The organism is Rhizobium sp. O111 (genome assembly GCF_055616315.1).
The window spans coordinates 2294989-2321758 of sequence record NZ_JBSHXL010000001.1 but is presented as its reverse complement, the minus strand read 5'-3'; the positions used below and the strand labels follow the sequence as shown (position 1 = coordinate 2321758).

Genomic DNA, 26770 nt, shown 5'->3' with positions numbered 1-26770 from the left:
TTATATCGTCTCTGTGTCCTTTATGAAACAAATCGCCGCTGCTTCGCAAGCAAAAGGCCACTTATCTCACGGGTTCCCAAAGCTTTTTTCGGGTGATCCCTCGGGCTCAATAGGTCCTGTAGCCGTGGAGCGACTGAAGGAGCGAGCGGTAGGCCCAAGTGTTCTCGCCGCCGCGGTCTCGGATCTCGACCAGCTGCACGCGCGCGCCCTGCTCATCACCCTGTTCCATCAAAGCTTGTCCCATATATGACCGTGCGAGAATATAGTTCCCGTCGGCCTGTAGCGCCTTGCGATAATAGGACATGCCAAGCTCCATCCGGCCGGCCTTGCGGTTGGCGTAGCCCAGATAGTTCAGGATGCGCGGGTCGTTCTGGTTGCGGGCGAGGTTGAGCACGGTGATGGCGTTGTCGTACTGGCCCGCATAGGCGAATTCGCGTGCGGCCTTGTAGAGATCGTCGTCGTTGAAGGTCTGCTTGTTCGGCGTGACGCATTCCTTCTTCTTCTTGTCCCAGACCTTGCCGTCGGCGCACTTGGTGGTGGTTTCGGTCTTTGGCGGCGGCTTGGTTTCGTCGGTCTCTTCGCCGGCGGCGAAGGCGGTGGCAGAGAAGGTGAGGGCGAGGCAGCCGGCGAGCGCCAGGCCTCGGAGCGTACGGGTCGTGGATGGCATGCGACGTCTCCGAATATAAGATCGCTAATATAAGGAGTGTACGCCTAGATCGGGAAATACCAAGAGGCGATCGGCGCCGATCTATCGTTTTTCGCCTGAGTTCGCGCAGTGATTCAACTTGCCGCGAAACTGATTCCGGAAATGGCGCTAAAGCCTGAAGATATCGACGCTTTCCGGGTTGATGTCGTCGCCCGAGGGGCTGAGGCTGAAGCGTTCGCCCTTGAGGCTCCAGGCCCCGGGGGAGCCGTCGATGCTGAAGAGATTGTAGGCGGCGGGCGGCTTCGAACCGCCGGGGCCTTGCGAGCCCGAGGCGATGCCGACGACGGGAACCGGTCCGGTCTGGCCGCGCAGCCAGTGCACGGTGTTCAGATGGGTGTGGCCATGCAGCACGAGCTCGGCGCCGCCGGTGGAGATGACGGCGGCGAAACGGCGGATGCCGATCATGCGCTTGTGGAAGGATGTGGCGCCACGAATGGGCGGATGGTGGATCATGACGACGCGAAACAGGCCTGCTTCACCGGCTGCGCGCAGCATGTTCACGGTCTCGCGGGCCTGTCGTTCGCCGAAGAAGCCGCTGGCGGCGAAGGGTGGCGTTGCCACCGCCGTCGAGCAGCCGACGATCGCGACTTTTCCGCGAATGCGCAGATAGGGGAAGATGTGCTTGTTTTCCTGCCATTCGGCAGGCGCGAGATCGCCGCGTACGTTATCGTACCAGGCGCGCATCGACTTTTCGTAGGCGCCGGGCACATAGGCGTCGTGATTGCCGGGCACGACGGAGTAGTCCTTGGGATCGCCGAGCTCGCGCAGCCAGCCGGCGGCGGCGCGGATTTCAAGTCCGCTTGCGAGATTGACGAGGTCGCCCGTGATCGCCATGTGATCCGGCTGCTTTTCGCGGATATCGTCGAGCAAGAGATCCAGCGTGCCGCCGAAAAGGTGCTTGCGCCGATTGCGATGCCAGTTCACAAAGCCGGTGATACGCTTGGAAAAGAGTTCACGGAAAGAGATGTGGGGCAGCGGCCCGAGATGGACGTCTGAAATGTGCGCGAGCTTGAACATGGTTGCACACATAGCTCACGGCAGCCGTATTTCAAACACATCTCCTCGCACATCTGCTTGAACGGATTGATGGAATTGGAAGACGCGTGAAAGAAATCCGCCACTGGCAATCGCGCCTGATGATGCGCGTGGTGCATATCTACTTCGCCTTCGCGCGCGGCATGACCATGGGCGTGCGCGCCGCCTGCTTCGATGACAGGGGCTATGTGTTTCTGGTGCGGCACAGCTACGTGCCCGGCTGGCATATGCCGGGCGGCGGTATCGAGCGCAACGAGACGGCCGAGGACGCGCTGGTCAAGGAGCTGCGCGAGGAGGGCAATCTCGTGATTGTCGGACGGCCGGAGCTCGTTCAGGTTTATCTCAACACCTCGGCCACGCGGCGCGACCATGTCGTGTTCTACCGTGCCAAGGTCGAGCAGACGGCGCCGAGGCTGCCGGACCGTGAGATCGTCGAATGCGGTTTCTTCGCGCTCGACGCGCTACCCGAGGGGACGACGGCGTCGACGCACCGTCGTCTTGCCGAGATCGCCGGAGAGCGGCAGCCCGACCAGGTCTGGTAGGTCGGGCGGCCTAATTAAGCGGCGGCGCGCTCGCCGCGGCCGTGCGGGCGGTCAAGTTCCAGTTCTGGGCCGACGGGGACGATACCGGTCGGGTTGATCGTCTTGTGGCTGCGGTAGTAGTGGTCCTTGATGTGGCGGAAGTCGACCGTCTCCTTGATCCCTGATGTCTGGTAGAGATCGCGCAGATAGGCCGAGAGGTTCGGATAGTCGGCGATGCGGCGGACGTTGCACTTGAAGTGGCCGACATAGACAGGGTCGAACCGCACCAGCGTTGTAAAGAGCCGCCAATCGGCCTCCGTCAGCCGGTCGCCCAGGAGATAGCGGCCCTTGCCGAGGCGGTCTTCCAACATGTCGAGCGTTTCGAAAAGCTTGAGCACGCTTTCCGAATAGGCGTCCTGGGCGGTGGCGAAACCAGCCTTGTAGACGCCGTTGTTGACGGTGTCGTAGATCAGCGCGTTCAGATCGTCGATCTCTCCGCGTAGATCTTGCGGGTAGAAATCGGTGGTCGAGCCGGTCAGCGCGTCGAAGGCGCTGTTGAACATGCGGATGATCTCGGCGGATTCGTTGCTGACGATGGTGTTGGTCTTCTTGTCCCACAGGACGGGCACGGTGACGCGGCCGGAATAGTGCGGATCGGCCTTCACATAGATGTCGGAGAGCGCCTTGGCGTTAAACAGCGGATCGCCGGTGGCGCCGTCGCCGACCTTGAATTCCCAGCCCTTTTCCAGCATCAGCGGATCGACGACGGAGACCGAAATCAGGTCTTCCAGCCGCTTCAGCTTGCGGAAGATCAGCGTGCGGTGCGCCCAGGGACAGGCAAGGGATACGTAGAGATGATAGCGCCCGGCCTCGGCCTTGAAGCCTTCCTTGCCCGACGGACCGGCGCTGCCATCCGGCGTGATCCAGTTGCGGAACTGCGAGGCGGCGCGCTTGAAGTGACCCTTGGTCTCCTTCGTATCGTACCAGACGTCCTGCCAGACGCCGTCGACCAGCATACCCATGGTGTCTACTCCTTCGATCTTTGGTTGCCCGTTAGATATCGCGCTTGGGCGGATTTTGCAGTGGGGCAATGATTGAACAGTGCGTCACGTGATGATTGCGCCCTGCGATGCGATTGCTACTTGACGCTCAAGGCGGCGATCAGCGCGCGCAGCGCCGGCGGCGATTGGCGGCGGCTCGGGTGGTAGAGGTGGAAGCCGGGGAAGGGCGGGCACCAGTCGTCGAGCACCTGCACCAGCGCGCCCGACGCGATCTCGTCGGCCACGTCGTGCTCCATCAGATAGCCGAGCCCGACGCCGGCGCGCACGGCTGCTGCCGGAAGCTCGCCATCATTGACGATAAGCGGGCCGCTGGTGCGGATCTTGATCTCCTTGCCGTCCTTTTCGAACTCCCAGGGAAGCAGCCCGCCCGAGGTCGTCAGCCGGTAGCCGATGCAGGCGTGGCGCTCGAGATCGTAGGGTGTTTCCGGTGGCGGGATGCGTGCGAAATAGGAGGGTGTGCCGACCACGACGGTGCGCAGTTCAGGCCCGACGCGCACCGCGATCATGTCCTTCGCCACCGTTTCGCCGAGGCGGATGCCGGCGTCGAAGCCTGATGTGACGATATCCGTCAGCCCGTCCTGGATGATCACCTCGACGTTGATCTCGGGATGGGCAAGCAGGAAGGCGGGGAGCTTCGGCACGAGCACCATTCTGGCGGCGTAGGCGAAGGTGGTGATGCGGACCGTGCCGGAGGGGTTGTCGCGCCATTCGGCCAGCGCCTCGAGGCCGCCTTCGATATCGGAGAGCGCCGGGTTGAGCGATTACAGCAGCCGCTCTCCGGCCTCGGTTGGCGCGACGCTGCGGGTGGTGCGGGCGAGAAGCCGGACGCCTAATCTCTCCTCCAGCCCGCGCATCGCGTGGCTGAGCGCCGAGGGCGACATGCCGAGGACGGCGGCAGCGCGGGTAAAGCTGCGCTCGCGGGCGACGGCGGCGAAGGCGAGGAGATCGTTGAGCGTTCCGCGTTCCATTACTGCATTCTGCTCACAAGTTCATGCGACAGGCAACCGCTAATCCCGTGGGGTCCGCCGGCCTAAATGGTGGGGGTGAACAAGGAGCACGGATATGGACCTTACCAGCTATCGCACCCTCGGCCGCTCGGGACTGATCGTCAGCCCGCTGGCGCTTGGCACCATGACCTTCGGCGCCGGGCGATGGGGCGCCAACGAGCAGACTTCGCGGGCGCTGTTTGACGCCTATGTCGATGCCGGCGGCAATTTCATCGATACGGCCGACATCTATTCGGCCGGCCGCAGCGAGGAGATGCTTGGCGCGTTTCTCTCCGACAGCGGGCAGCGCGACCGGCTGGTGGTGGCGACCAAATCGGGATTTCCGCGCGGCGCGGGCACACCGCTCTGGGGCGGCAACGGGGCGAAGAACATCCGCCTCGGTATCGAGGGATCGCTGAAGCGGCTGCGCACCGACTATATCGATATGTACTGGATGCATGTGTGGGACCAGACGACGCCGGCCGATGAAGTCCTGCAGACGCTCTCCGATGCGGTGCGCGCCGGCAAGATCCTGCATTACGGCTTTTCCAACACGCCCGCCTGGTATGTAGCGCGGATCGCGACGCTTGCCGAGGCGCACGGGCTGCCGAAGCCGATTGGCCTGCAATATGCCTATTCGCTGATCGATCGCGGCGTCGAGCTCGACCTCATGCCTGCCGGCGCCGAGTTCGGGCTTGGCATGGTGCCCTGGAGCCCGCTTGCGGCGGGTCTTTTGACCGGCAAATACGGCCGCGAGATGTTGGCCGAGGCCGGGCGGGCCACCGCGCTGCCGGACAAGACCTCGGAGACATCGGAAAGCGGCAGCAACGGCCGGCTGAACGGCGACAATCCTTTCGGCGGCATGCTGTTTACCGAGCGCAATTTCGATGTGGTCGATGTGGTGACCTCAGTCGCGGCCGAGATCGGCCGGTCGGCCGCCGAAGTCGCGCTCGCCTGGGTGGCGCGGCGCGGCGGCGTCTCGTCGGTGCTGATCGGCGCCAGCCGGGTGGAGCAGCTGCAACAGAACGTCGCTTCGCTGGATGTTGATCTCGACGAGGCGATGCTTGAGAGGCTGGAGCAGGCAAGCGCGCTGCCGCTGCTCAACCCCTATTTCATCTTCCAGATGCCGACCAGCCGGCTGTTCGGAGGCCAGACGGTCGAGCGCTGGGCGAGGGGATGATATCAGCTGCCGCCGCCGTTTCAGGCGGCGGTGGCATCGACCGCGACGTTTTCCCATAGACGACCGATTTTTTTCCTGCTATCGGCCTTTCCACGATTTCAGGAACCCGATTTGATGTGCGCATACAGAACCCTGCGACGACGCTGATGCTCCCGAACGCCCAAGGGCGTGTTCGAGAACCCATCATTTTGTCTATCCGGTTTCTGTCTCTTCATGCACAAGCACGATCTGGTCTACCTCACTGAGGACGCGTCGCACGACGCCGCTATCGAACACATCAACGAAGAAGCATTCGGCCCAGGCCGGCACACACGCGCCGCCGCCCGCATCCGCGAGCAGGGGCCGCATGACCTGTCGCTGTCCTTCATCTGCGCCGATGACGGCGAGACGATCGCATCGGTCCGGATGACACCCGTCATGGCCGGCGACGTGCCCGGCCATCTGCTCGGCCCGCTTGCCGTTCGCCCCTCGCACAAGAACCGCGGCATAGGCCGCGAGCTTGTGCGGATCGCGGTGGAAGCGGCCAAGCGCAACGGCTCCGAGGCCGTCATCCTCGTCGGCGATCCGCCCTATTACGGGCCGCTCGGCTTCGAGAAAGTCGCCTATAACGCGCTGACTTTTCCGGGACCGGTCGATCCGGGCCGGGTGCTTGTCGTGCCGCTCGGCGAGGACGTGCATGGCCGGCTGAAGGGCACGATCGGCTGGCGCAAATAGGCCATCTGTTCTATTGAGCTATGACGGAGGCCGCGCTTCGCGTGGTCTTTCATAGGCTTGAGGGGGGCGGGCATGAGTCGCATTTCAATCGACGAGGCGCTTGATCGCGCGGGGACCGGACCGTTTCAACGGCGGCTTCTCGGCATTTTTGGTCTCGTCTGGACGGCGGATGCGATGCAGGTGCTGGCGGTCGGCTTTACCGCTGCCTCGATCGCCGCGAGTTTCGGGCTGACGGTGCCGCAGGCGCTGCAGACGGGAACGCTGTTCTTTCTGGGGATGCTCATCGGCGCCTACGCCTTCGGACGGCTGGCCGACAAGGTCGGGCGGCGCAATGTGCTGTTGCTCACTGTCGCCTGCGATGCGGTGTTCGGGGCGCTATCGGTCTTCGCGCCGAGTTTCACCATCCTGCTTGTCCTGCGCTTTCTCACCGGTGTGGCCGTCGGCGGCACGCTGCCGGTGGATTACGCGATGATGGCGGAGTTCCTGCCGTCGAAAAGCCGTGGCCGCTGGCTGGTGGCGCTGGAGGGCTTCTGGGCGATCGGGACGCTGATCGTCGCGCTTGCGGCATGGGCTGCCAGTGTCGCGGGCGTTCAGGATGCCTGGCGCTACATTTTCGCGGTGACGGCGGTGCCTGCCATCCTCGGGCTCGGTCTGCGCCTGTTCGTGCCGGAATCGCCGCTCTATCTCTTGCGTGGGGGGCGCGGCGAGGAGGCGAAGAAGACGATCAACCGGGTGCTGGTGGCGAACGGCAGGCCCGCGCTCGGCGCCGACGACGAGCTGGTGTCGCCGTCGCATGCGGCCTCCGAAGGCGTGTTTTCGGGCGCGCTTCGCCGTCGCACCGTGATGATCCTGGCAATCTGGTTCCTGGTGTCGGTCTCCTATTACGGCGTCTTCACCTGGATGCCGGCGAAGCTTGCGGGCGACGGCTTCGGCTTCGTCCGGGGCTATGGCTTCCTGGTTTTCGTGGCGCTGGCGCAGATCCCCGGCTATGCGCTCGCCGCCTATGGCGTCGAGGCCTGGGGCCGCAAGCCGACGCTGATCGGCTTCTGCCTATTGTCGGCGGCGGGATGCCTGCTGTTCGTCGTCTCCAGCGTCGATATCATGGTCGGGGCGTCGCTGCTGATCATGAGCTTCGCGCTGCTCGGCACGTGGGGCGCACTCTATGCCTACACGCCGGAGCTCTACCCGACCGCGGTGCGGGCGACCGGCATGGGCACGGCGGGCGCGGTCGCGCGGCTCGGTGGACTGCTTGCACCGTCGCTGATGGCGCTTGTCGTCTCCGAAGGGCTCGGCGTTGCGATCGGCCTCTTCGCCGGCTTTCTCGTGATCTCGGCGCTGGCGGCCGTTGCGATCGATTCGGAGACGCGGCAGGTGTCAATCGCCTAAGGGGGCGCTTTCTTGTTCTTTGCATGCCGCAATGCCATATTGAAATAAGGCAGAAGGATCGACGCGCGTGACCGATAGCGAGACGGCAAAAATGCTGGCGATTATGGAAGCCATGTTCAATGGTCAGAAACGGACCTTGGGCATGGTCGAAGCCGCTATCGACAAGTTCAGCACCGTCGAGACAGAAATCTCCAAGCTCAATCGCAAAATGAACAGCCTGCATGAGCTTGCGCTCCGGCATCACAGCGAGACTTCAGGACGGTTGGAGGCGATCTCGGCTCGGCTTGAGGAGACCGAAAGGCTGCTTGACGACCGCGCCAACGACCTCAAGCGAACCCAGATCGATGTGGTGGGGCAGTACAATGAGGTGCTGACAGCCTTGCGCGATGCATCGCATGCATCTCGCATCGCGGAAGAGGTTCAGTCGCGATTGACCGAGGTCGAGGCCAAGATCGCGCATCTCTAAAGCGAGCGACAGGCTCCGCTATTCGGCGCCAGCACCAGAAGGCGTCAGCGCCTTGCGCAGAAACGTCCGTGTGCGGCCCTTCGGGAAGTCCGGCAGTTCGCCGAAGATCTCGTATCCCTGTTTCAGATAGGCCTTGAGCGCCGTTGGGCTGAAGGTGTCGATCCAGGCGCCGTGGCAGCCGCGATTGGCGGCTTCCTCTTCGGCCATTGTCAGAAGCCGGCCGGCGAGGCCGGTGCCGCGTTGGCCTTCGGGGATGAAGAGCAGCTGGGTGAAGAGCCAGCCCCAGGCGGTGTAGCCGGAGAGGCCGCCGATCACCGTTCCATCCTCGTTGCGGATCAGTACCGCCAGCGTCTGGCGATCGGCTGGGCCGACGTCGGCGTGGTTGAAGGCGGTGAGGGTCTCGCCGATGACCGCGAGGTCATCGGGGGAGGGTGTGGCGGTCAGTTCGAGTTGCGGCATCGCGTCAGCGGCCCTCGCGCCACCACATGGCGCCGAAGGCGAGGAGCAGGATGCCGACGCCGGCGAAGCCCGCAAAGAGCGGCAGCGTGTTGATACCCTTCAGCACCGTCTCGTTGGTCAGGCGGATCTGCATGCGGTCGTCGTCGGCGACGCGGATCTGGCCGCGCACGGGAAGGATCGGCGGGATCTCGACATTGCCGTCGGTGTCCGAGACGCGGGCGACGAGGCCTCTGGTCTTGTCCGATATCGGCTTCAGCACGTCGGGCGTCGAAATCATCGCCTTGAACTCCGGCGCATCGACGGCGCCGACATGCACGAGTGTGCTCATTTCGCCGTTGCGGATCTCGAAGAGGCCGATTTCGTCCATGCGCTTTTCGGCCTTGAAGAGGCCGGGCTCGGACTGGACGAGCGGCAGCGTCTCGGTCTTGCCGGAGGGGTAGCGCACGGCGGCGTTGCCGGGATTGTCGCCGATGGTCTGGCGGGTAATCTCGAGCGTGCGGCCGGAAGCGCGGGCGGTGAGCGCTTCCTCTTCCAGCGCCGGTTCCTTCATCAGCCAGTGCGCGACGCGGCGATAGAGCGAGACGTGCGGGCCGCCGCCTTCGAAGCCACGGGCCCAGAGCCAGCCCTGGTCGGACAGGAGCATGGCGACGCGGCCCTGGCCGGCGCGGTTCAGCACCAGGAGCGGATTGTTGTCTGCGCCGACCATGACGGTCTCGCCCTGTGGCGGCTCGACGCCGACCGAGCGGAACCAGCGGCCCCAATGCGGCGGTTCGTCGTTGGAGCCGTCGAGACCACGGGTGACGGGGTGTTTCTTTCCTTCGTCGGAGAGGCGCGGATAGAAGGCCTTTTCGACCATCTGGCCGGTCGGGGCGGCGGGGAGAACCGAGGAGAGCGGTGTCAGCGCGATCGAATCCGGGCCGGCATGCTCGGGACCTGCTGCGATCAGCAGCGCGCCGCCGTTTTCGACATATTGCGCGATGTAATCGTAATAGAGGATCGGCAGCACGCCGCGATGCTGGTAGCGGTCGAAAATGATCAGGTCGAAGTCCTTGATCTTGTCGACGAAGAGCTCGCGGGTCGGAAACGCGATCAGCGACAGTTCGTTGATCGGCGTGCCGTCCTGCTTTTCCGGCGGCCGCAGGATGGTGAAGTGCACGAGATCGACGGAGGCGTCGGATTTCAAAAGGTTGCGCCAGGCGCGCTCGCCGGCATGCGGCTCGCCGGAGACCAGCAGCACGCGCAGGTTCTCACGGATGCCGTCGATGACGTGAACGGCGCGGTTGTTGGCTTGCGTCACTTCGCCGGGAAGGGCGGCGACCGAGAATTCCAGCACATTGCTGCCGCCGCGCTCGACCTTGAAGGAGAAGGGCGTGTCGCGGCCGGGCGTTGCCTGCAGCGTGGCGATCTCGTTGCCGTTGAGCTTGACCGTCACGTCGGCGGTGCCGCCTGGGCTCGGGCCATCGTCGAAGACGCGCAGCACCAGCTGCTGCTCCTCGTTGACGATGCCGAAGCGCGGCGCCTTGATGACCTCGATGCGGCGGTCGAATTCGTTGGCCTTGCCGGTGATCAGCCCATGGATTGGGGCGTCGAAGCCGAGCGCCTGGTTGACGCCGGGCACGTCGTGGATCTGGCCGTCGGTGAGCATGATGGCGCCGCCGATGCGGGCGGGCGGCACGTCGGCGACGGCGGCAGACAGCGCGTTGAAGAGGCGCGTCGAGGGGGCGTTGGAATCTTCTGGCTCCGTGGCGTCGACATAGCGCGGTTCGACATTCGGGAAGCGGGCGAGGCGGTCCTTCAGCGCGGCCAGCGCGTCGTCGGTCATCTTGATGCGCTCAGGCGTCTGCTGGCTCTGGCTGCGGTCGACGATCACGGGGACGACCGTCGAGAGCTGCTCGCGGTCTTCCTGCATCAGCAGCGGATTGGCGAGCGCTGCCAAAAGCGCCAGCGCCGCGACGGTGCGGATCCAGGCGCCGCGTACGCCCCTGAAGATGGCGAGTGCGGCTATGGCGACGACGATGACGGTCAGGCCGGCAAGCAGTGGCCAGGGGATGAAGGGCGCGAAATCAACCGTCATGTCACTGCCCCAGCCGTTCGAGGAGGGCGGGGATGTGGACCTGGTCGGTCTTGTAGTTGCCTGTGAGCATATACATCATGATGTTGACGCCGCTGCGGTAGGCGTATTCGCGCTGCGCCTCGTCAGGGGGTACGGTCGGCAGCAGCGGGACGCCATTGTCGTCCACGGCCCATGCGCCGGCGAAGTCATTTCCCGTGATCAGGATCGGCGAGACGCCATCGGCGGTTGCCGCCGACTTGGCGTTGTTGGAGCGGTTGTCCTGGCGCGCCTCGATCCAGAGCGGGCTGCCGGCATAGCGGCCGGGGAAGCTCGACAGAAGATAGAAGGACTTGGTCAGCACGTGGTCGGAGGGGACCGGCTCCAGCGGCGGGATGTCGAGATTGGCGAGGATCTGCTGCAGGCGCTCGCCATTGGCGCTGCTGCCGCCGCTGTTGTCGAGCGCGCTGAACTGGTCGCGGGTGTCGAAGAGCACGGTGCCGCCGGCGCGCATATAGGCGTCGATGCGGTTGATCGAGGCGGCCGACGGCATGGGCGCGGTGGCCGAGATCGGCCAGTAGATGATCGGATAGAAGGAGAGCTCGTCCTTTGTCAGGTCTAGGCCGACGGGGGCGGCCGGCTCCAGCGTCGTGCGGAAGGTGAGATATTCGGTCAGGCCCTCGAGGCCGCGCTCGGAGATGCGATCGACTTCGGCCTCGCCGGTGACGACGTAGGCGAGGTGGGTGTTGTCGAGCCGCTGGAAGATCTGCTCGTCGCCGGGCTTGCTGTCGTCGGCGCGCGACTGGCCGGGCTGCACCAGGAAGGCGGCGCTGACGGCGACCGCGATCATCGCGGCCGTGCGGGCGGCCGGGCGCAGGCGCGAGAAGGCGCCGCTCATGAACATGACGATCAGGCTGTCGGCAAGCAGGAGCAGGAAGGCGATGAGGAAGAGCGAGGGCTTGGCCGACCATGTCTCGCCGCCGATCAGGCCTTCGCGCACCAGCGTCACGCCCGAGGCATCGAGGGGTTTCAGTTCGGCGTTTGCGGGCAGGACGTTCAAGGCTGTGAACCCTTCCTCGGAGCCATAAAGGCCCGGCGGATTTTCGAAGCTGGCCACAGGGGCGGCCTTGGCGTTGGGGATCAGCGGACGCGCCGCGCCGGTCTCGGTGGTGAGCGCGCCCTTGGCGGTCAGCAGCCGGAAGGGCGGCAGCGCTTCGGCGGTGGTGGCGCCGCCGGATTGCGAGGTGACACCGCCGGAGCGCGACAATTGCACGAGACGGCGTAGCATCTCGACGAAATTGCCTGATATCGGCAGGTCGGACCATGTGGCCTCGGCGCTGACGTGGAAGAGCACGATGCGGCCTGATGTCATCGGCTTCATCGTTACCAGCGGGGTTCCGTCGGCGAGGCTCGCCCATGTGCGCTCGGCGAGATCCGGCGTCGGCTCCGCCAGCACCTGGCGTTTGACGGTGACGTCGGTCGGGCGCGCCATGCCGGCGAAGGGGCCGAAATTGGGGAATTCGGCAAGCTGTTGCGGCTCGGCCCAGGAAAGCGCGCCGCCGAGCGCGCGCTCGCCCTGGCGCAGCGTCACCGGCACCAGCGGATCATCGGCGGGGGCAGCGGCGAGGCGCGGGCCGGCGAAGCGGATGAGGGTGCCGCCATTGTTGATCCAGCGCTGCAGCGGATCATAGGTCTCCTGCGGCAGGCGGCCGATATCGGCCATGACGATGACGGAGGGGTTCTGCGCCAGAAGATCGGGAATGGAGGTGGCGAGATCGGGGGCGTTCGGCTCGATCAGGTCGGCATATGGCTGCAGGGCGCGCTGGATGTAATAGAGCGGCGACAGCAGCGGTTGGAAGCTGTCGCTGGCCTCGCCGGACAGAAGCACGACACGGCGGCGCTTGAAGCCGTCATCGAGCAGGTGGACGGCGCCGGCCGTTGCGTGGTTGTCGATGCTGAGCCGCGCGAAGTCGTTGCGCATCTCGAAGGGGGCGGTGATCGAGCCTGAGGCCACCGACTGGCCGGGCTGGAAGGAGACGGAGCCCGAGGCGATGGCGCGGCCCTGCGCGTCCTGGGCGGTCAGCGGCAGGGTGGCGGCCGAGGCGCCGTCGAGGCGGGTCGCGGTGACGGTCATGGCGTCGGCGGCGTTGTTGGCGCCTGTTATTGCAACCGTCTGCGCGGCGTCGCCGGCGATCAGGCGCAGTTGGCCGGGCTGCAGGTCGGAGAGCTGGCGCACGGTCGCGTCGTTGTCGTTGGCGGCTGCACCGTCGGTCAGGAAGGCGAGCGTGCCGGGATGCACGCCGTTCAGCGCCGCACGCAGCGCCTCGAAGGCGCGCTGGCGGTCGGGGACAAGCGGCTGCGGCTCGGCGGCGCGCAGTTTTTCGCGAGCGACGGCGGCGGTGCCCGCGACGGCATCGTTGCTTGGATCGGCGGTGAAGGTGATGGAGACGGGCAGGCCGGCGCTATCGGCGTCGTCGATCAACGCCTCGGCGGTCTGTACGCGGCGTTCCCAGTCGGGCGCGGTCGCCCAGCCATTGTCGACGAAGAGCACGAGCGGGCCGCCCGCGGCGATCGAGCTGGTGCGCGGGTTGAATACCGGATCGGCGATGGCGAGGATGACGGCTGCTGCGAGCAACATGCGCAGCAGCGTCAGCCACCAGGGGCTCTGCGCCGGCGTTTCCTCGCGCTTCAAAACGGTGGCGAGGATGCGCAGTGGCGGAAAGACTTCCGTCTTCGGGCGCGGCGGGGTCAGGCGCAGCAGCCACCAGATGACGGGAAGCGCCACGAGGGCGCCGAGAATGGCCGGATAGGCAAAGGCGAAGGGAAGCGCGTTCACAGCTGGCCTCCATGCGTTGCTTTCCCGGGCATGCCCGAGAGGTGCATGTGGACGGCGACCAGCGCCTCGGAGGCGAGGTGATCGGTGCGATGGCTGATGAAGGTCCAGCCGAGGTGGCGCAGGTTCTGGCCAAGACCATCGCGGCGGCCGAGATAGGCGCGCGTATAGGCGTCGCGGATATTCTCGGCGCGGCCGGAGGTGAGCTTCGAGCCGGTCTCGGGATCAGTGAACTCGGTGCGGCCGGTATAGGGAAACAGCTCCTCGGCGGGATCGGCCACCTCGATGACATGGCCGCGCAGGCCACGTCGGGCGAGCGGGCCGATGCGGGCCATCACGGCCTCGGCATCATCGAGGAAATCGCCGATCAGCACGAGATCGCTCGAGCCGCGGATCATGGCGGTATCGGGCAGGCCGCCGGTGAGGGGCGCATGCATCAGCGCGACCGCCAGGCGCTCGGCGGCGTTGCGGGCGGAGATCGGTTCCATCACGCCGGGGCAGCCGACGCGTTCACCGGAGCGGGCAAGGATTTCAGCGAGCGCCAGCATGATGACGAATGCGCGGCTTTCCTTCGAGACGCTGCCGAAGGTCGACTTGTACATCATCGACGGGGACATATCGGCCCAGAGCCAGATGGTGTGGGCCGCTTCCCATTCGCGGTCGCGGATATAGGTGTGGTCGTCGCGGGCAGAGCGGCGCCAGTCGATGCGCGCCAGGCTTTCGCCTTCGCTATAGGGCCGAAACTGCCAGAAATTTTCGCCGATGCCACGCTTGCGGCGGCCGTGCCAGCCTGCGATCACGGTGTTGGCGATACGCTTGGCCTCGACGAGGCAATCCGGCAACAGGCTGGCGCGCTGCCTTGCACGTGCAAGGGCATCGCTGCCTGGGGTCGGAGTGACGGTCTGTCCGATCGATGCCACGCGTGAGGCTTCCTTCCTGAGCTTAGCCCTTGGCCTGCTTGACCAGCCCGGCGATCACGTCGCGCACCGACATGCCTTCGGCGCGGGCGGCAAAGGTCAGCGCCATGCGGTGCTGCAGCACGGGTTCGGCCAGCGCGTGGACATCGTCGAGCGATGGGGCGAGGCGGCCTTCATAGAGCGCGCGGGCGCGAGCGCAAAGCATCATCGCCTGGCCGGCGCGCGGGCCGGGGCCCCAGGCGACGTTCTTGTCGGTGGCGGCGTTGCCCTGGCCGGGGCGGGCGGAGCGGACGAGCGCAAGGATGCCGTCGACCACCTTGTCGCTGACGGGCATCTGGCGGATCAGCGTCTGGATCTCGATCAGGCGCTCGGCGCTCAGCACTGCCTGCGGCTTGGTTTCGGCAAGGCCCGTGGTGTCGAGCAGGATCTGCCGTTCGGCGGCGAGCTCGGGATAGTTGACGTCGACCTGTATGAGGAAGCGGTCGAGCTGTGCCTCGGGAAGCGGATAGGTGCCTTCCTGTTCCAGCGGGTTCTGGGTGGCGAGCACGTGGAAGGGCGTCGGCAGGTCGTATCGCTGGCCGGCGACGGTGATGTGATACTCCTGCATCGACTGCAGCAGCGCCGACTGGGTGCGCGGCGAGGCGCGGTTGATTTCGTCGGCCATCAGCAGCTGGGCGAAGACGGGGCCCTTGACGAAGCGGAAGGAGCGGCGGCCGGTCTCGTCCTGGTCCATCACTTCGGAGCCAAGGATATCGGATGGCATCAGGTCGGGCGTGAACTGGATGCGGTTGGCGCCGAGGCCGAGCACTTCGCCGAGCGTGGTGACCAGCTTGGTCTTGGCGAGGCCGGGAACGCCGACCAGCAGGGCATGGCCGCCCGAGAGCACGGCAAGCAGCGTGTTTTCGACGACGCTCTCCTGGCCGAAGATCACCTTGGAGACCTCGCTCCTCACTGTGGCGATATCGGCAAGCGCTTTTTCTGCTGCGGCGACGATCGCCTTTTCATCGAGGGGGGCTTCGGTCTTCATCATACCCATCAGGCATCTCTCCAGCGGCTGATCTCATTCGTCGCGAATCGTCGGACTTTTACACGTGTGCCTCATACCCGATAGAGTTATGAAGATGTTGCGGGCTGACAAGTTCGTTTCGAATGACTATCTCGTGACATTCCTGCGTTAAGTGCAAACAGAGACGGAACAATGGCAACCGAAGAGATCAAGGCAGCGACCGATGCCGCGGATTTGGCCGCGCTGATTTCGCGCGCCGCGGGCGATGGTGGCGATGCGAAACGCGGTCTTCCGCCCGTCGAGAAATGGAATCCGCCGTTCTGCGGCGATATCGATATGGAGATCCGCGCCGACGGGACGTGGTTCTACATGGGGACGCCGATCGGCCGGGCGCCGCTCGTGCGGCTGTTTTCCACGGTTCTGCGCAAGGATGAGGATGGCAAGACATACCTCGTAACTCCTGTGGAAAAAGTCGGTATCCGGATCGTCGATGCGCCGTTCCTCGCTGTCGAGATGAACGCCTCCGTCAGGGACGGGCAGGCGGTGCTGACCTTTCGCACCAATGTCGGCGATGTCATCGAGGCTGGCAAGGCGCATCCGATCAGGTTTGTCATCCACGGCGATAACAATGAGTTGAAGCCATACCTGCATGTACGGGGGCGATTGGAAGCGCTGGTGTCGCGGGCGGTCATGTACCAGCTCGTGGAACTGGGCGAGACAATCGATGTCGATGGCGTCGAGATGTTCTGCCTGCGATCCGGCGGCGAGACCTTTCCCGTCATGCCGGCGGCCGAGCTGGATGCGCTGTCGCGATGATCGAGGTTCAGACCAGAGACGGCGCGCTTTATTCCGCAGCCGAATTCAGACGCCGGGCAATGCACCAAATGGGCGGGCCGGTCGACCTGTCGTGGCGCGAGCATGGCGACCATATCCTGAACCCCGAGATCGTCGCCAAGGTGGAGACCTTCAAGCTCCGCGATGCCGCTGTCCTGGTGCCTGTCATCGATGATGGCGACGAGGCGCGGGTGATCTTCACCAAGCGTACCTCGACGCTGCGCGAGCACTCCGGCCAGATCGCCTTTCCCGGCGGCAAGATCGATGGCGCGGACGAGACGCCCGAGCAGGCTGCCGTGCGCGAGGCCGACGAGGAGATCGGGCTGAAGGGTTCGTTCGTCGAGACGGTGGCGCGGCTGCCTGTTTATCTTGCCTCGACGGGGTTTCGCATCACGCCTGTGCTGGCGGTGGTACAGCCCGGCTTTGATCTCAAGCTCAATCCCGACGAGGTCGACGATGTCTTCGAGGTGCCGCTCTCCTTCCTGATGGCGCCTGGAAACCACATTCGCGACAAGCGCATGATCGACGGGCTCGACCGACATTTCTATCGCATGCCCTATGAAACCAGAATGATCTGGGGCATCACCGCGGGCATTGTCCGCACGCTTTACGAAAGGCTCTACGCATGACCAACCTTGCTCACGAAGCATGGTTCAACGACCCGGCGCTGAAGCGCGTTTTCTCGCTGCTGAATGCCGATGGCGGCGAGGGGCGCGTGGTGGGTGGCGCCGTGCGCAACAGCCTGATGGGGCTCGCGGTCAGCGATATCGACGTGGCGACTACGCTGACGCCCGACGTGGTGATCGAACGCGCCAACCAGGCCGGGATCAAGGCAGTGCCGACGGGCGTCGAGCATGGCACGGTGACGCTCGTCATCGACCGCAAGCCGTTCGAGGTGACGACGTTGCGCGCCGATGTCGAGACCGACGGGCGTCGGGCGACGGTGGCATTCAGCACGGACTGGCAGACGGATGCCGAGCGACGCGACCTCACGATCAACGCGCTCTATGTGGGCGAGAACGGCGAGGTGGTCGATCTCGTCGGCGGGCTTGTCGATATCGAGAAGCGAAACATCCGCTTCATCGGCGACGCGGCGACGAGGATCAAGGAAGACTATCTGCGCATCCTGCGCTTCTTCCGCTTCTTTGCCTATTACGGCTCGGGGCGGCCGGATGCGGATGGGTTGCGGGCGGCTGCTGCTGCCCGCTCCAAGCTTTCGACGCTGTCTGCCGAGCGGGTGTGGTCGGAGATGCGCAAGTTGCTGTCGGCGGAAGATCCGGGGCGCGCGCTGTTGTGGATGCGCACCGTCGGCGCGCTGACGGAAATTCTGCCGGAGACGGAAAAGTGGGGCATCGACGCGATCCCGGCGCTGATCGCGACCGAGAAGGCGCTCGGCTGGACGCCCGATCCGCTGCTGAGGCTCGCCGCGATCGTGCCACCTGACGCCAAGCGGCTGGAGGCGATGGCGGCGCGGCTGAAGCTTGCCAATGCGGAAGCGGCGGTCTTCAAGGCGTGGGCGAATGCAGCACCCATCAACGACGAGATGTCGATGGCGGCCTTTGATCGGTTGCTTTATCGCAATGGTGCCGAGGGCATCACAACGCGGCTGAAGCTGGCGCTTGCGGTGGCGCGGGGCAAGGCCGAGGGCGACATGGCGGAGATGGCGCGATCGGCGCGGCTGAACAAGCTGTTTGATCATGCCGCAGCCTGGGTCAAGCCGAGCTTTCCCGTCAATGGCGGGGATGTGATGGCAGCAGGCATTCCGTCGGGCCGGCAGGTCGGAGAGACGCTGGCCGCGCTGGAACAGCAATGGGTGGAGGAGAACTTCGCCTCCGACCGGGCGATCTTGCTCGCCCGGCTTTCTGATCGCGCGAAATAACGCGACCGCGTCAGATGATCAGGCCGCGTTCGCTTCGTTGCGGATGCGTGCCTTGATGTTGTCGACCATGTTTTCGCGGATGATGGTTTCGCCATGCGCGGATTTCATGTGGTCGACGGCGCGGCGTACGACTTCGGCGTCGTCGCTTGCGCGTGTGTGCCAGCTGCATCCGGGGACCAGCGTTCCACATTCGAAAAGTCTCATCGTCTCCTCCTGACTTGAGTTCTCAATGACGCTTATGCGTTTTGTGGGAATGCTCCAGGGACGGGAAGGTTCCGGCCGGTTGTCGCACCGGCCGTGGGGATCGCGTGTTTCACGCGATCGTTGATGTGTCCGTTCCCCGGACGGTGAGCCCGATTACTCGGGCATCGCCCATGCGCGGTAGCAATCCGTGTGGGCGCTGTTGTTCTGGCCCTTGGCGCGGCGCGACAGCTCCTCGGCGGACAGGCCGCCGGCGAGTTGAAGCTTGACCTGTTCCACAAAGCAGGAAAGGGGCAGATCGGAACCGCTCTTGGCTTTCAGCGCTTCGGCCAGCCTGTTGAGCAGTTCGGGTGTGTCAATTGGGCGGGGTGGCTGTTGAGCACCTGCCGTCGCCGGTGTTCCACTCTGTATCGTCATGACAATCCTCCTCCGATTGTTGAACGCGTACATGCATGAAATGGGTATCCGGTCCGCTTATTGAAAGCCTCTCACACGCAGTTTACCGATCTTTCCTCCCAGTTACGGCCAGCGAACGGCGGGGGGTAGCGATGAGAGAATGGACTCGACATTCCCACCCGTTTTCAAGCCGAAGATCGTTCCCCGGTCATATAGCAGATTGAACTCGACATATCGCCCACGGCGAATCAATTGTTCTTCACGATCTTGTTCTGTCCACTGTTTATTGAAGTTGGAGCGAACAATCCGTGGATAAACCATGGCGAAGGCGCGGCCGACATCGCGGGTGAAGGCGAAATCGGCACTCCAGCCGCCGGCTTCCTCGCTCGAATGCAGCCAGTCGTAGAAGATGCCGCCGGTACCACGCGCTTCGTTGCGGTGCTTGAGGAAGAAGTATTCATCGCACCACTTCTTGTAGGCATCGTAATCGGCAACGCCGGCGTGACTGCGGCAGGCGATTTCCATCGCCTTGTGGAACAGTCTTGTGTCGTCGTCTTCCTGGGTGCGCCGGCGGTCGAGCACCGGCGTCAGGTCGGCGCCGCCACCGAACCAGCGGCTGGAGGTGACCACCATGCGGGTGTTCATGTGCACAGCGGGCACGTTGGGGTTCACCGGGTGGGCGATCAGCGAGATGCCGGAGGCCCAGAAGCGCGGATCGTCCTTGGCGCCGGGCATCTGGGCGCGCAGGTCGGCGCTGAATTCGCCATAGACGGTGGAGGTGTGGACGCCGACCTTTTCGAAGACGCGGCCTTCCATCATCGACATGCGACCGCCGCCACCGGCGCCGTTCTCGCGCTTCCAGTCCTTGGCGACGAAACGGCCGGGCTGACGATCCGAGAGCGGCCCTGCGAGCTCATCCTCGATCGCTTCGAAAGAGGCGCAGATCTGGTCGCGCAGGCCCTCGAACCAGGTGCGGGCCATCTCCTTCTTGTCCTCGATATCCGCGGGCAGGCCGATCGGAAGTTCGGGTCGTTCCATAGTCGTCGTCTCCGGTATGCGCGCGGGCAAAATTCGAGTCACACCCGCTTCAATCGCCCCTGATAGCAGGTCGTTTGGCATAGCGCCAACAGCCGAACGGCGTTGGTGAGCAGGCTTCAGATTCGACTCGCAATATTCAGGCGCCGATACTACCTTTTGCATTAGAGGTAGGTTGTATGACGAAGATCCCAGGACCGCCGTCATTTGACGGCTTGAAACGAAGGATTGCCAAGCACCGGGCCGAGGGCACGCCGCGCAAGAACGACCGGTTCGTGCGGCAGACCTATTGTCTGGCGCTGCTCGATGCGCGCGCAAAGGCCCGCGAGTGGTTCGACGAATATCCCAAGGCCGCCTACTGGACGGAGGTCGAGAGCTGGCGGCAGCTCGACGGCGACCAGATCGAGTTCACCATGCGGCGTCTGCCATCGGCCGATTGAGAATTATTCGGCGGCGTCGCGCAGGCGGCTTTCGATCAGCAGGCCGCTCTCATCCAGGATCGGATGCGCGACCGAGACGATGTGGGCGTTGATGCGCTTCAGGTCGCGCAGCATGTCGAGATGCAGCGAGCTCGTCTGCAGGCTGTCGGCGCGGCCGTCGCGCAGGCGTTCCAGATGGCGCTCGGAGGATTGCTTCTCCATGCGGCGCACTTCCACCTTCACTTCCATCAGCTGGCGGGCGAGATTGAAATCGCGGGTGACGAAGATCGTCTGGGCGATGCGGAGGTTTTCCAGCGTCAGGTGGAAGAGCTTGCTGAGCTCCTCGTAGCCGTCCTCGGAGAACTTCAAACCGAGCGAGACCTTCTTGGCGACCTGCGGCAGCAGGCCCTTTTCGATTATGTCGCCGATATGCTCGAGATTGATGGCGTAGTCGATGATGACGATCGAGCGGCGTCCGTCCTCTTCGCTGAGGCCGCCGCGGCCGAGCTTGGAGAGGTAGATCTTCACTTCCTGCTGCAGGCTGTCGACGCGCTTCTCGAGGCTCGCGATCTCCGTCAGCTTCGACATGTTGTTGCGCTCGAAGGCGTCGGCCGCCCGTTGCAGCATGCGCTCGATCAGGTCGCCGACGCCAAGCACTTCGCGGGTGGCGCTCGCGAGCGCCACGACCGGCGTCGAGAGTTCCTGCGGATCGAGATAGCGCGGCGCGTTGTCGGCCTGCTCGTCCTCGGGGACAAGCTTCAGCATAAGGCGTGACAACAGCCGCGAGAAGGGCCAGGCAAGGGCCGCAAGCAGCAGGTTGAAGCCAAGATGGGCGTCGACCGGGAGCTTGGCGGGAGACAGCTGCAGGGTTTCGAGGAGATCGGCGCCGAAGCCGGCGAGCGGCAGCGCGATCAGGCAGCCGATGGCGCGCACGATCAGGTTACCCAGCGTGACGCGCTTGACCGAGGCCGGGCCTGAAAGCGAGGCGATGACGGGCGGAATGGCGCCGCCGAGATTGGCGCCGAGCACCAGCACGATGACAAGGCCGGCCGACAGGATGCCTGTCGAGGCCAGCGACAGGATGAGGACGACGGCGGCGAGGCTGGAGGAGGAGATGAAGGCGATGCAGGCCGAAAAGGCGAGTGCCACCGGCCAGGCATTGTCGAGCAGGCCGATGAAGGCCGAGAGCGCCGGCGACTGGCGCATCGGCTCGGTTGCGCTGCTCAAGAGGTGCAGCGACAGCAGCATCAGGCCGATGCCGATCAGCGCCTGACCGCCGCCCTGGCGGGAGGGCGAGCCGCCGCGATAGAGCACGATGCCTGCGAGGATGACCAGAGGCGACAGCCACTCGATGCCCGTCGCGACGATCCAGGCAGTGACGGCGGTGCCGACATTGGCGCCCAGAAGCACGATCTGCGCCATGCGCGGCTTGACCAGCTCGCGCTCGACGAAGGAGGCGACCATCAGGGCGGTTGCGGTGGAGCTCTGCAGCGCGATGGTCGCAACGAAACCGGAGACGAAGGAGCGCAGGCCGCTCTTGGTGCCGGAGGCAAGCCCGGTCCTAAGCCGCGCGCCGAAAGCGCGCGATACGCCATCCTTCACCTGCGACAGGCCGAACAGCAGCAGGGCTACGGCGCCGAACAGGTTGATCATGACGATTGTGGATTCCATGCGGGCTTGTCTTTTTCTATCTCTTGGCGCCTTCAGTGGCGCGTTTTTCGACTCTCTGGTTGCGGCAAATCATTGAAATATAGGCATATCGCCCGATTTTTTGTTTGCCCGGCTAAAAATTATACGCCTGATCGGCAATTTCACAACGCCGTTCGCGACATTATGCGCCGCTGAACCGGCATTTCCGTGGCGGGCTCACGACCAGACGGTCTGGCGCATGGCTTCGCCCGTGATCATCGCCGCCGATACGGCGACATTGATCGAGCGCTGGCCCTCGACCATCGGCACCAGGATGCGGGCGTCGGCGGTGTCGTGCACATGATCGGGCACGCCGGCGCTCTCGCGGCCAAAGAGCAGGATGTCGTCGGCGTGGAAGCGGAAGTCGGTGTAGCGGCCGGATGCCTTGGTGGAGGCCAGCACGAGGCGGCGGCCCGTCGTCTTGCGCCAGTCTTCGAACTGCTCGAAATTGACATGGCGGGTGAGGGCGGCGGCGGCGATGTAATCCATGCCGGCGCGCTTGAGATTGCGGTCGGAGATGTCGAAACCGGCGGGTTCTATGATATCGACGGCAAAGCCGAGGCAGGCGGCGAGCCGCAGGATGGTGCCGGTGTTGCCAGGAATATCGGGCTGGTAGAGTGCTATTCTGAGGTCCGCCATGATCGCCCCGTTTGATCGCTTCTGTCCGGCCTGACCTAGTGCAAGTGCGGTATTGGTGCAACAGCCTGCTTTTTGGGCGCGAATCTTCGGCTTTCGGCAAGTTTGGGCTGGAAAACCCATCAATTTCGCGTTATCGGTGCATATCTTCAATCGCCAACAAGGGAGCGTCAAGATGAATGCATTGCCGTATGTCAGCCTCCCGTCCGCCAATTCGCGGATCATGGCGACCCGACGCTCCTGAAGCGTCCTTTTCTTTCTGATTTCCCTTTCGTAATCCATTGCGCGGCCATGTTGGCCTCGTCCCTTGAACGTCCACTGCCCATATAAGCCGTTGCGCGTCTGTGCCGGCGAGGGCAGGAACGCTGAAGTTCGGAGCATTTTCATGTTTGGCTGGTTTGAACAGCGTCTCAATCCTTTCCCCTCCGAGGAGCCCGGCGTTCCTCCCAAGGGGCTGTTTGCCTTCTGCTGGCACTATACGAAGCCCGCGGCCCCGTGGCTTGCGGCCATGGCGGTGCTGACGATGCTGATTGCGGTCGGCGAAGTCGCGCTGTTCCAGTTCCTCGGCAATATCGTCGACTGGCTGACGCATGCCGATCCGAAGACCTTCCTCGAGACCGAGGGTTACAAGCTCTACTGGATGGGTGCGCTGATCCTGATCGGCCTGCCTCTGGCGGCGGTGGCGGATTCCGTCATCATGCATCAGGTGCTGATCGGGAACTATCCGATGATCGCCCGCTGGCAGATGCATCGCTTCCTGATGCGGCACAGCATGACCTTCTTCGCCAACGAGTTCGCCGGACGCGTGGCCACCAAGGTGATGCAGACATCGCTTGCCGTGCGCGAGACGGTGATGAAGATCCTCGACGTCTTCGTCTATGTCGTCAGCTACTTCATCTCGATGATCGTCGTCATCGCGGCGGCCGATTGGCGGTTGATGATCCCGATCCTGGCATGGCTCGGCGTCTATATCGCCATCGTCGCTTACTTCGTACCGCGTTTGCGGAAGATCGCGGCGATGCAAGCGGATGCGCGTTCGCTGATGACCGGCCGCGTCGTCGACAGCTACACCAACATCGCGACGGTGAAGCTGTTCTCGCATGCGGGCCGCGAGGAGACCTATGCCAAGGAGGGCATGGACGGCTTCCTGCAGACCGTGCATCAGCAGATGCGCAAGGTCACGATGTTCCACGCCTCTGTTTACATCAACAACTGCGTGGCGCTGTTCGTGATCTCGGGCCTGTCGATCTGGTTCTGGCTGAACGGTGGCATCTCGGTCGGCGCGATCGCGATTGCCATCGGTCTTGCCATGCGCGTCAACGGCATGTCGCAGTGGATCATGTGGGAAGTCTCGGCGCTGTTCGAGAATATCGGCACGGTCTATGACGGCATGGAGATGATGACGAAAGAGCACGACATCACCGACAAGCCTGGCGCCTCGTCTCTGACGGCCAAGAAGGGCGCGATCCACTACGACCGGATCGGCTTCCACTACGGGAAGGGCAAGGGCATCATCGAGAACCTGTCGCTCGACATCAAGGCGGGCGAGAAGGTGGGTCTGGTCGGCCGCTCCGGCGCCGGCAAGACGACGCTGATGAACCTGTTGCTGCGCTTCTACGATCTCGAAGGCGGCCGCATCACGATCGACGGTCAGGACATCTCGCATGTCTCGCAAGAGAGCCTGCGCGAACTGATCGGCGTCGTCACGCAGGACACGTCGCTGCTGCATCGCTCGATCCGTGACAACATCGCCTATGGCCGTCCGGACGCGACCGACGCGGAGATCATCGAGGCCGCCAAGCGGGCCAATGCCTGGGACTTCGTCGAAGGCCTTGTCGACATGCAGGGGCGCAAGGCGCTTGATGCGCAGGTCGGCGAGCGCGGCGTGAAGCTCTCGGGTGGCCAGCGCCAGCGTATCGCGATCGCCCGTGTCTTCCTCAAGGACGCGCCGATCCTGGTGCTCGATGAGGCGACCTCGGCGCTCGATTCCGAGGTCGAAGCCGCGATCCAGGAGAACCTGTTCGCGCTCATGGAGGGCAAGACGGTCATCGCGATTGCCCACCGTCTGTCGACGTTGACGGAGATGGACCGGCTGGTCGTGCTGGACAAGGGCAAGATCATCGAGGCCGGCTCGCATGTCGAACTGGTGGAGCAGGGCGGCGTCTATGCCGATCTCTGGAACCGCCAGTCGGGCGGCTTCCTTGCCGATCACTCGGACGAGGACGGCGTCCAGAAAGAGGCTGCGGCGGAATAACACAGGCTTCCCCCCGCTCCGCCATGCGCGCGGGGCGGGGGAACTTGACAGGCGTCAATAGTGGCGCGGCGTTTCTGCAGTGCCTCGTTGCGTCACTGATAAAAGCACGCACTGGTGGTAAGTTTTTGTTTAGCGGAGGCTGGCAGAAGGGTTTCATAGACTTAAGCGTTCTTTGAAACTTTTCAGGTGCCAGCCATGAGCTCTCTCAAGATCAAGATTCTTCTGCCCGCTCTCTTTGCCTTCATCGTCATCATCCTCATCGCCCAGGGCGCAGCCGGCATGCGGTCGGTGTGGCAGCTCAACAGCCAGGCCGAGAGCATCAGCCTGCGGATGGACAAGTCGCTGATGATCGCGGAGATGGAACGTCGCATGTCCGACGTCCGGCGCCTCTATTTGGCGCTGTTTGCCGCCGTCAGCGATGAGGAGCAGAAGGCGCTGCTGGTCAAGATCAAGACGGCGACCGCGGCCCGCGGGAACGCGATCGCGACATTCGAAGCCGCACAATCGTCCGGTCCCCGCCCACGCTTCGAGCAGCTCAAGGGGATCATCGCAGATTACGACAAGCTCGGCGACCAGGTCGCAAGCCTGCTCGTCGGCGCGCGAAGCAGCGATGCCAAGGCTGTCATCGAGAAGATGACGCCGATGGGTAACGACGCCGGCGACATGCTGCTGGGCATGATATCCGACAATCGCGCCGCCGCCGACAACGACAAGAAAGCCGCGGCCGACACGACCGAGGTCGTGACGATCGCAACGTTCGCCGGAGTAGCGATCGCCGTGCTTCTGGCGATCGGCGCGGCGGTGCTCAGCCTCGTTCGCGTGACCCGGCCGATCGGCGCGATCACGCAGTCGATGAACGCACTGGCGGCGGGTGACAACCATGCCGCCATTCCTTATGCGGGTCGCCACGACGAGATCGGCGAGATGGCCGCCGCCGTTGCTGTCTTCCGCGACAACGCCCTGGAGCGCGAACGCCTTGAGCAGGAGACGGAAGCCACCCGCTCGATGAGCGAACGCGAGCGGATCGCGCGCGAGGAGCAGAAGGCCCGCGAGGCGGCGGAGGTGTCATTCGCGGTCGATAATCTGGCGCGCGGGCTGAAGAGCCTTTCCGACGGCGACATGACCTTCCGTCTTGAACAGAGCTTCGCCGGCCAGCTGGACCAGCTGCGCACCAACTTCAACGAATCCGTTCAGGGGCTGGAGCGCGTGCTCAGCGTGGTCGGCGAAAACGCCCGCAAGATCGATGCCGGCGCCAACGAGATCCGCGCGGCAGCCGACGATCTGTCGAAGCGCACCGAGCAGCAGGCGGCTTCCGTCGAGGAGACGGCGTCGTCGCTCGAGCAGGTGACGACCGCGGTGCGGGATTCGGCTCAGCGCGCGGGGCAGGCGGGCGAACTGGTCGAGACGACCCGCAGCGGCGCCGAGCACTCCGGTGTGATCGTCGAGCAGGCGGTGGCGGCCATGGAGGCGATCGAGACGTCCTCGAACGAAATTTCCAACATCATCGGGGTCATCGACGATATCGCCTTCCAGACCAATCTGCTGGCGCTGAATGCCGGTGTCGAGGCCGCACGCGCCGGTGAAGCGGGCAAGGGTTTTGCCGTCGTCGCCCAGGAAGTGCGCGAGCTGGCGCAGCGTTCGGCAAGCGCGGCCCAGGAGATCAAGGCGCTCATCACCAAGTCTGGCGATCAGGTGCGCCAGGGCGTGAAGCTCGTCGGCGAGACCGGCCGACAGCTTTCGGTCATCGTTTCCAAGGTGCAGGAGATCAACGGCAACGTGTCGGCGATCGTCAGCACCTCGCGCGAACAGGCGATCGGCCTCGGCGAGATCAACGTGGCCGTCAACCACATGGACCAGGGCATCCAGAAGAATGCGGCGATGGTCGAGCAGACGACGGCGGCGACCCATAGCCTGGCGCGGGAAGCCGCGGCGCTGATCGAACTCCTCTCGCGGTTCAAGCTCGCTGCCCAAGAGGTTGCGGCGGTGCGTGTCGCATCGCAGGAGAGCCACCAGGCCGTTCATTCGCCGGCCCGCGCGCTCGGTGCCCGTGTTGCCCGCGCCTACGCCTGACGATTGGACCTAACTCACAATTGAAAACGCCCTCCCT

The 26770-nt window shown here is 64.3% G+C and carries 24 protein-coding genes and 1 pseudogene; 11 read left to right on the top strand and 14 right to left on the bottom strand.

Annotated features, from left to right (window positions below; all coding sequences use genetic code 11):
* Positions 1 to 106 precede the first annotated feature (106 nt).
* Together ACVTFQ_RS11800 and ACVTFQ_RS11795 are read right to left on the bottom strand one after the other, a co-directional pair.
* Entirely contained in the window at positions 107 to 667 is a 561-nt protein-coding gene (locus tag ACVTFQ_RS11800; protein ID WP_111562894.1) for a tetratricopeptide repeat protein, read from the bottom strand.
* 147 nt (positions 668 to 814) lie between these two features.
* Complete coding sequence (locus tag ACVTFQ_RS11795) at positions 815 to 1723, bottom strand: metallophosphoesterase family protein (protein ID WP_018897345.1); 909 nt, start codon at positions 1721 to 1723, stop codon at positions 815 to 817.
* Positions 1724 to 1845: 122 nt separating this feature from the next.
* Between ACVTFQ_RS11795 and ACVTFQ_RS11790 the strand changes: the two genes are divergently transcribed.
* A complete protein-coding gene (locus ACVTFQ_RS11790; RefSeq protein ID WP_051110766.1) occupies positions 1846 to 2283 on the top strand; it encodes an NUDIX domain-containing protein in 438 nt (145 codons plus the stop codon).
* Between the two features lie 14 nt (positions 2284 to 2297).
* Here the strand turns inward: ACVTFQ_RS11790 and ACVTFQ_RS11785 are convergent, their stop codons facing one another.
* Both ACVTFQ_RS11785 and ACVTFQ_RS11780 read right to left on the bottom strand, forming a co-directional pair.
* Complete coding sequence (locus tag ACVTFQ_RS11785) at positions 2298 to 3284, bottom strand: glutathione S-transferase family protein (RefSeq protein WP_111562893.1); 987 nt, start codon at positions 3282 to 3284, stop codon at positions 2298 to 2300.
* A gap of 116 nt (positions 3285 to 3400) precedes the next feature.
* A pseudogene (locus ACVTFQ_RS11780) lies at positions 3401 to 4291 on the bottom strand (LysR family transcriptional regulator).
* A gap of 94 nt (positions 4292 to 4385) precedes the next feature.
* Here ACVTFQ_RS11780 and ACVTFQ_RS11775 point away from each other — a divergent pair.
* The 4 genes from ACVTFQ_RS11775 (at position 4386) to ACVTFQ_RS11760 (ending at position 8055) form a co-directional block, all read left to right on the top strand.
* The gene (locus ACVTFQ_RS11775) at positions 4386 to 5489 is read left to right on the top strand and encodes an aldo/keto reductase (protein ID WP_111562891.1); all 1104 of its coding nucleotides are present in this window, start codon (positions 4386 to 4388) and stop codon (positions 5487 to 5489) included.
* Positions 5490 to 5702: 213 nt separating this feature from the next.
* Positions 5703 to 6203 (top strand): GNAT family N-acetyltransferase, encoded by a 501-nt coding sequence (locus ACVTFQ_RS11770; protein WP_111562890.1) that lies wholly within the window; start codon positions 5703 to 5705, stop codon positions 6201 to 6203.
* 72 nt (positions 6204 to 6275) lie between these two features.
* Entirely contained in the window at positions 6276 to 7589 is a 1314-nt protein-coding gene (locus ACVTFQ_RS11765; RefSeq protein ID WP_111562889.1) for an MFS transporter, read from the top strand.
* A 67-nt stretch (positions 7590 to 7656) separates the two neighbouring features.
* The gene (locus ACVTFQ_RS11760) at positions 7657 to 8055 is read left to right on the top strand and encodes a hypothetical protein (RefSeq protein WP_112991012.1); all 399 of its coding nucleotides are present in this window, start codon (positions 7657 to 7659) and stop codon (positions 8053 to 8055) included.
* An 18-nt stretch (positions 8056 to 8073) separates the two neighbouring features.
* Here ACVTFQ_RS11760 and ACVTFQ_RS11755 read toward each other — a convergent pair whose 3' ends face one another.
* From ACVTFQ_RS11755 to ACVTFQ_RS11735, 5 genes are read right to left on the bottom strand one after another with little or no spacing between them, the layout of a single operon-like run.
* Positions 8074 to 8514: a GNAT family N-acetyltransferase gene (locus ACVTFQ_RS11755; protein ID WP_111562887.1), complete on the bottom strand. Its 441-nt coding sequence runs from the start codon at positions 8512 to 8514 to the stop codon at positions 8074 to 8076.
* A 4-nt stretch (positions 8515 to 8518) separates the two neighbouring features.
* Positions 8519 to 10588, bottom strand: a complete 2070-nt coding sequence (locus tag ACVTFQ_RS11750; protein WP_112950205.1) for a hypothetical protein — start codon at positions 10586 to 10588, stop codon at positions 8519 to 8521.
* A gap of 1 nt (position 10589) precedes the next feature.
* On the bottom strand, positions 10590 to 13400 hold the full coding sequence (locus tag ACVTFQ_RS11745) for a DUF4159 domain-containing protein (protein WP_111562885.1): 2811 nt from the start codon (positions 13398 to 13400) through the stop codon (positions 10590 to 10592).
* Positions 13397 to 14317: a DUF58 domain-containing protein gene (locus ACVTFQ_RS11740; RefSeq protein WP_111562884.1), complete on the bottom strand. Its 921-nt coding sequence runs from the start codon at positions 14315 to 14317 to the stop codon at positions 13397 to 13399. Before ACVTFQ_RS11740 ends, ACVTFQ_RS11745 begins: the two co-directional genes overlap by 4 nt.
* A gap of 22 nt (positions 14318 to 14339) precedes the next feature.
* Positions 14340 to 15350, bottom strand: coding sequence for an AAA family ATPase (locus tag ACVTFQ_RS11735; protein WP_111562883.1), 1011 nt, complete (start codon positions 15348 to 15350; stop codon positions 14340 to 14342).
* Positions 15351 to 15512: 162 nt separating this feature from the next.
* Between ACVTFQ_RS11735 and ACVTFQ_RS11730 the strand changes: the two genes are divergently transcribed.
* From ACVTFQ_RS11730 to ACVTFQ_RS11720, 3 genes are read left to right on the top strand one after another with little or no spacing between them, the layout of a single operon-like run.
* Positions 15513 to 16136, top strand: coding sequence for a DUF1285 domain-containing protein (locus ACVTFQ_RS11730; RefSeq protein WP_111562882.1), 624 nt, complete (start codon positions 15513 to 15515; stop codon positions 16134 to 16136).
* Positions 16133 to 16783, top strand: a complete 651-nt coding sequence (locus ACVTFQ_RS11725) for a CoA pyrophosphatase (RefSeq protein WP_112436410.1) — start codon at positions 16133 to 16135, stop codon at positions 16781 to 16783. Before ACVTFQ_RS11730 ends, ACVTFQ_RS11725 begins: the two co-directional genes overlap by 4 nt.
* Positions 16780 to 18033, top strand: a complete 1254-nt coding sequence (locus ACVTFQ_RS11720; protein ID WP_112436409.1) for a CCA tRNA nucleotidyltransferase — start codon at positions 16780 to 16782, stop codon at positions 18031 to 18033. Before ACVTFQ_RS11725 ends, ACVTFQ_RS11720 begins: the two co-directional genes overlap by 4 nt.
* A gap of 18 nt (positions 18034 to 18051) precedes the next feature.
* Here the strand turns inward: ACVTFQ_RS11720 and ACVTFQ_RS11715 are convergent, their stop codons facing one another.
* The 3 genes from ACVTFQ_RS11715 to hemF all read right to left on the bottom strand — a co-directional run bounded on the left by ACVTFQ_RS11715 (position 18052) and on the right by hemF (position 19668).
* On the bottom strand, positions 18052 to 18237 hold the full coding sequence (locus tag ACVTFQ_RS11715) for a DUF1059 domain-containing protein (protein WP_018897362.1): 186 nt from the start codon (positions 18235 to 18237) through the stop codon (positions 18052 to 18054).
* 153 nt (positions 18238 to 18390) lie between these two features.
* Positions 18391 to 18651: a hypothetical protein gene (locus ACVTFQ_RS11710; protein WP_111562879.1), complete on the bottom strand. Its 261-nt coding sequence runs from the start codon at positions 18649 to 18651 to the stop codon at positions 18391 to 18393.
* 102 nt (positions 18652 to 18753) lie between these two features.
* Positions 18754 to 19668 (bottom strand): oxygen-dependent coproporphyrinogen oxidase, encoded by a 915-nt coding sequence (gene hemF, locus ACVTFQ_RS11705; RefSeq protein WP_018897364.1) that lies wholly within the window; start codon positions 19666 to 19668, stop codon positions 18754 to 18756.
* Between the two features lie 176 nt (positions 19669 to 19844).
* Here hemF and ACVTFQ_RS11700 point away from each other — a divergent pair, with 176 nt between their 5' ends.
* The gene (locus ACVTFQ_RS11700) at positions 19845 to 20105 is read left to right on the top strand and encodes a hypothetical protein (RefSeq protein ID WP_018897365.1); all 261 of its coding nucleotides are present in this window, start codon (positions 19845 to 19847) and stop codon (positions 20103 to 20105) included.
* Positions 20106 to 20108: 3 nt separating this feature from the next.
* Here ACVTFQ_RS11700 and ACVTFQ_RS11695 read toward each other — a convergent pair whose 3' ends face one another.
* On the bottom strand, positions 20109 to 21755 hold the full coding sequence (locus tag ACVTFQ_RS11695) for a Na/Pi cotransporter family protein (RefSeq protein WP_112436408.1): 1647 nt from the start codon (positions 21753 to 21755) through the stop codon (positions 20109 to 20111).
* A 195-nt stretch (positions 21756 to 21950) separates the two neighbouring features.
* Positions 21951 to 22412, bottom strand: a complete 462-nt coding sequence (locus tag ACVTFQ_RS11690; RefSeq protein WP_047506121.1) for a tRNA (cytidine(34)-2'-O)-methyltransferase — start codon at positions 22410 to 22412, stop codon at positions 21951 to 21953.
* A 382-nt stretch (positions 22413 to 22794) separates the two neighbouring features.
* Here ACVTFQ_RS11690 and ACVTFQ_RS11685 point away from each other — a divergent pair, with 382 nt between their 5' ends.
* Together ACVTFQ_RS11685 and ACVTFQ_RS11680 are read left to right on the top strand one after the other, a co-directional pair.
* On the top strand, positions 22795 to 24663 hold the full coding sequence (locus ACVTFQ_RS11685) for an ABC transporter ATP-binding protein (protein ID WP_111562877.1): 1869 nt from the start codon (positions 22795 to 22797) through the stop codon (positions 24661 to 24663).
* Between the two features lie 195 nt (positions 24664 to 24858).
* Positions 24859 to 26733 carry a methyl-accepting chemotaxis protein gene (locus ACVTFQ_RS11680; RefSeq protein ID WP_111562876.1) on the top strand — a complete coding sequence of 625 codons (1875 nt, stop codon included), beginning with the start codon at positions 24859 to 24861 and terminating at the stop codon, positions 26731 to 26733.
* Positions 26734 to 26770 lie beyond the last annotated feature (37 nt).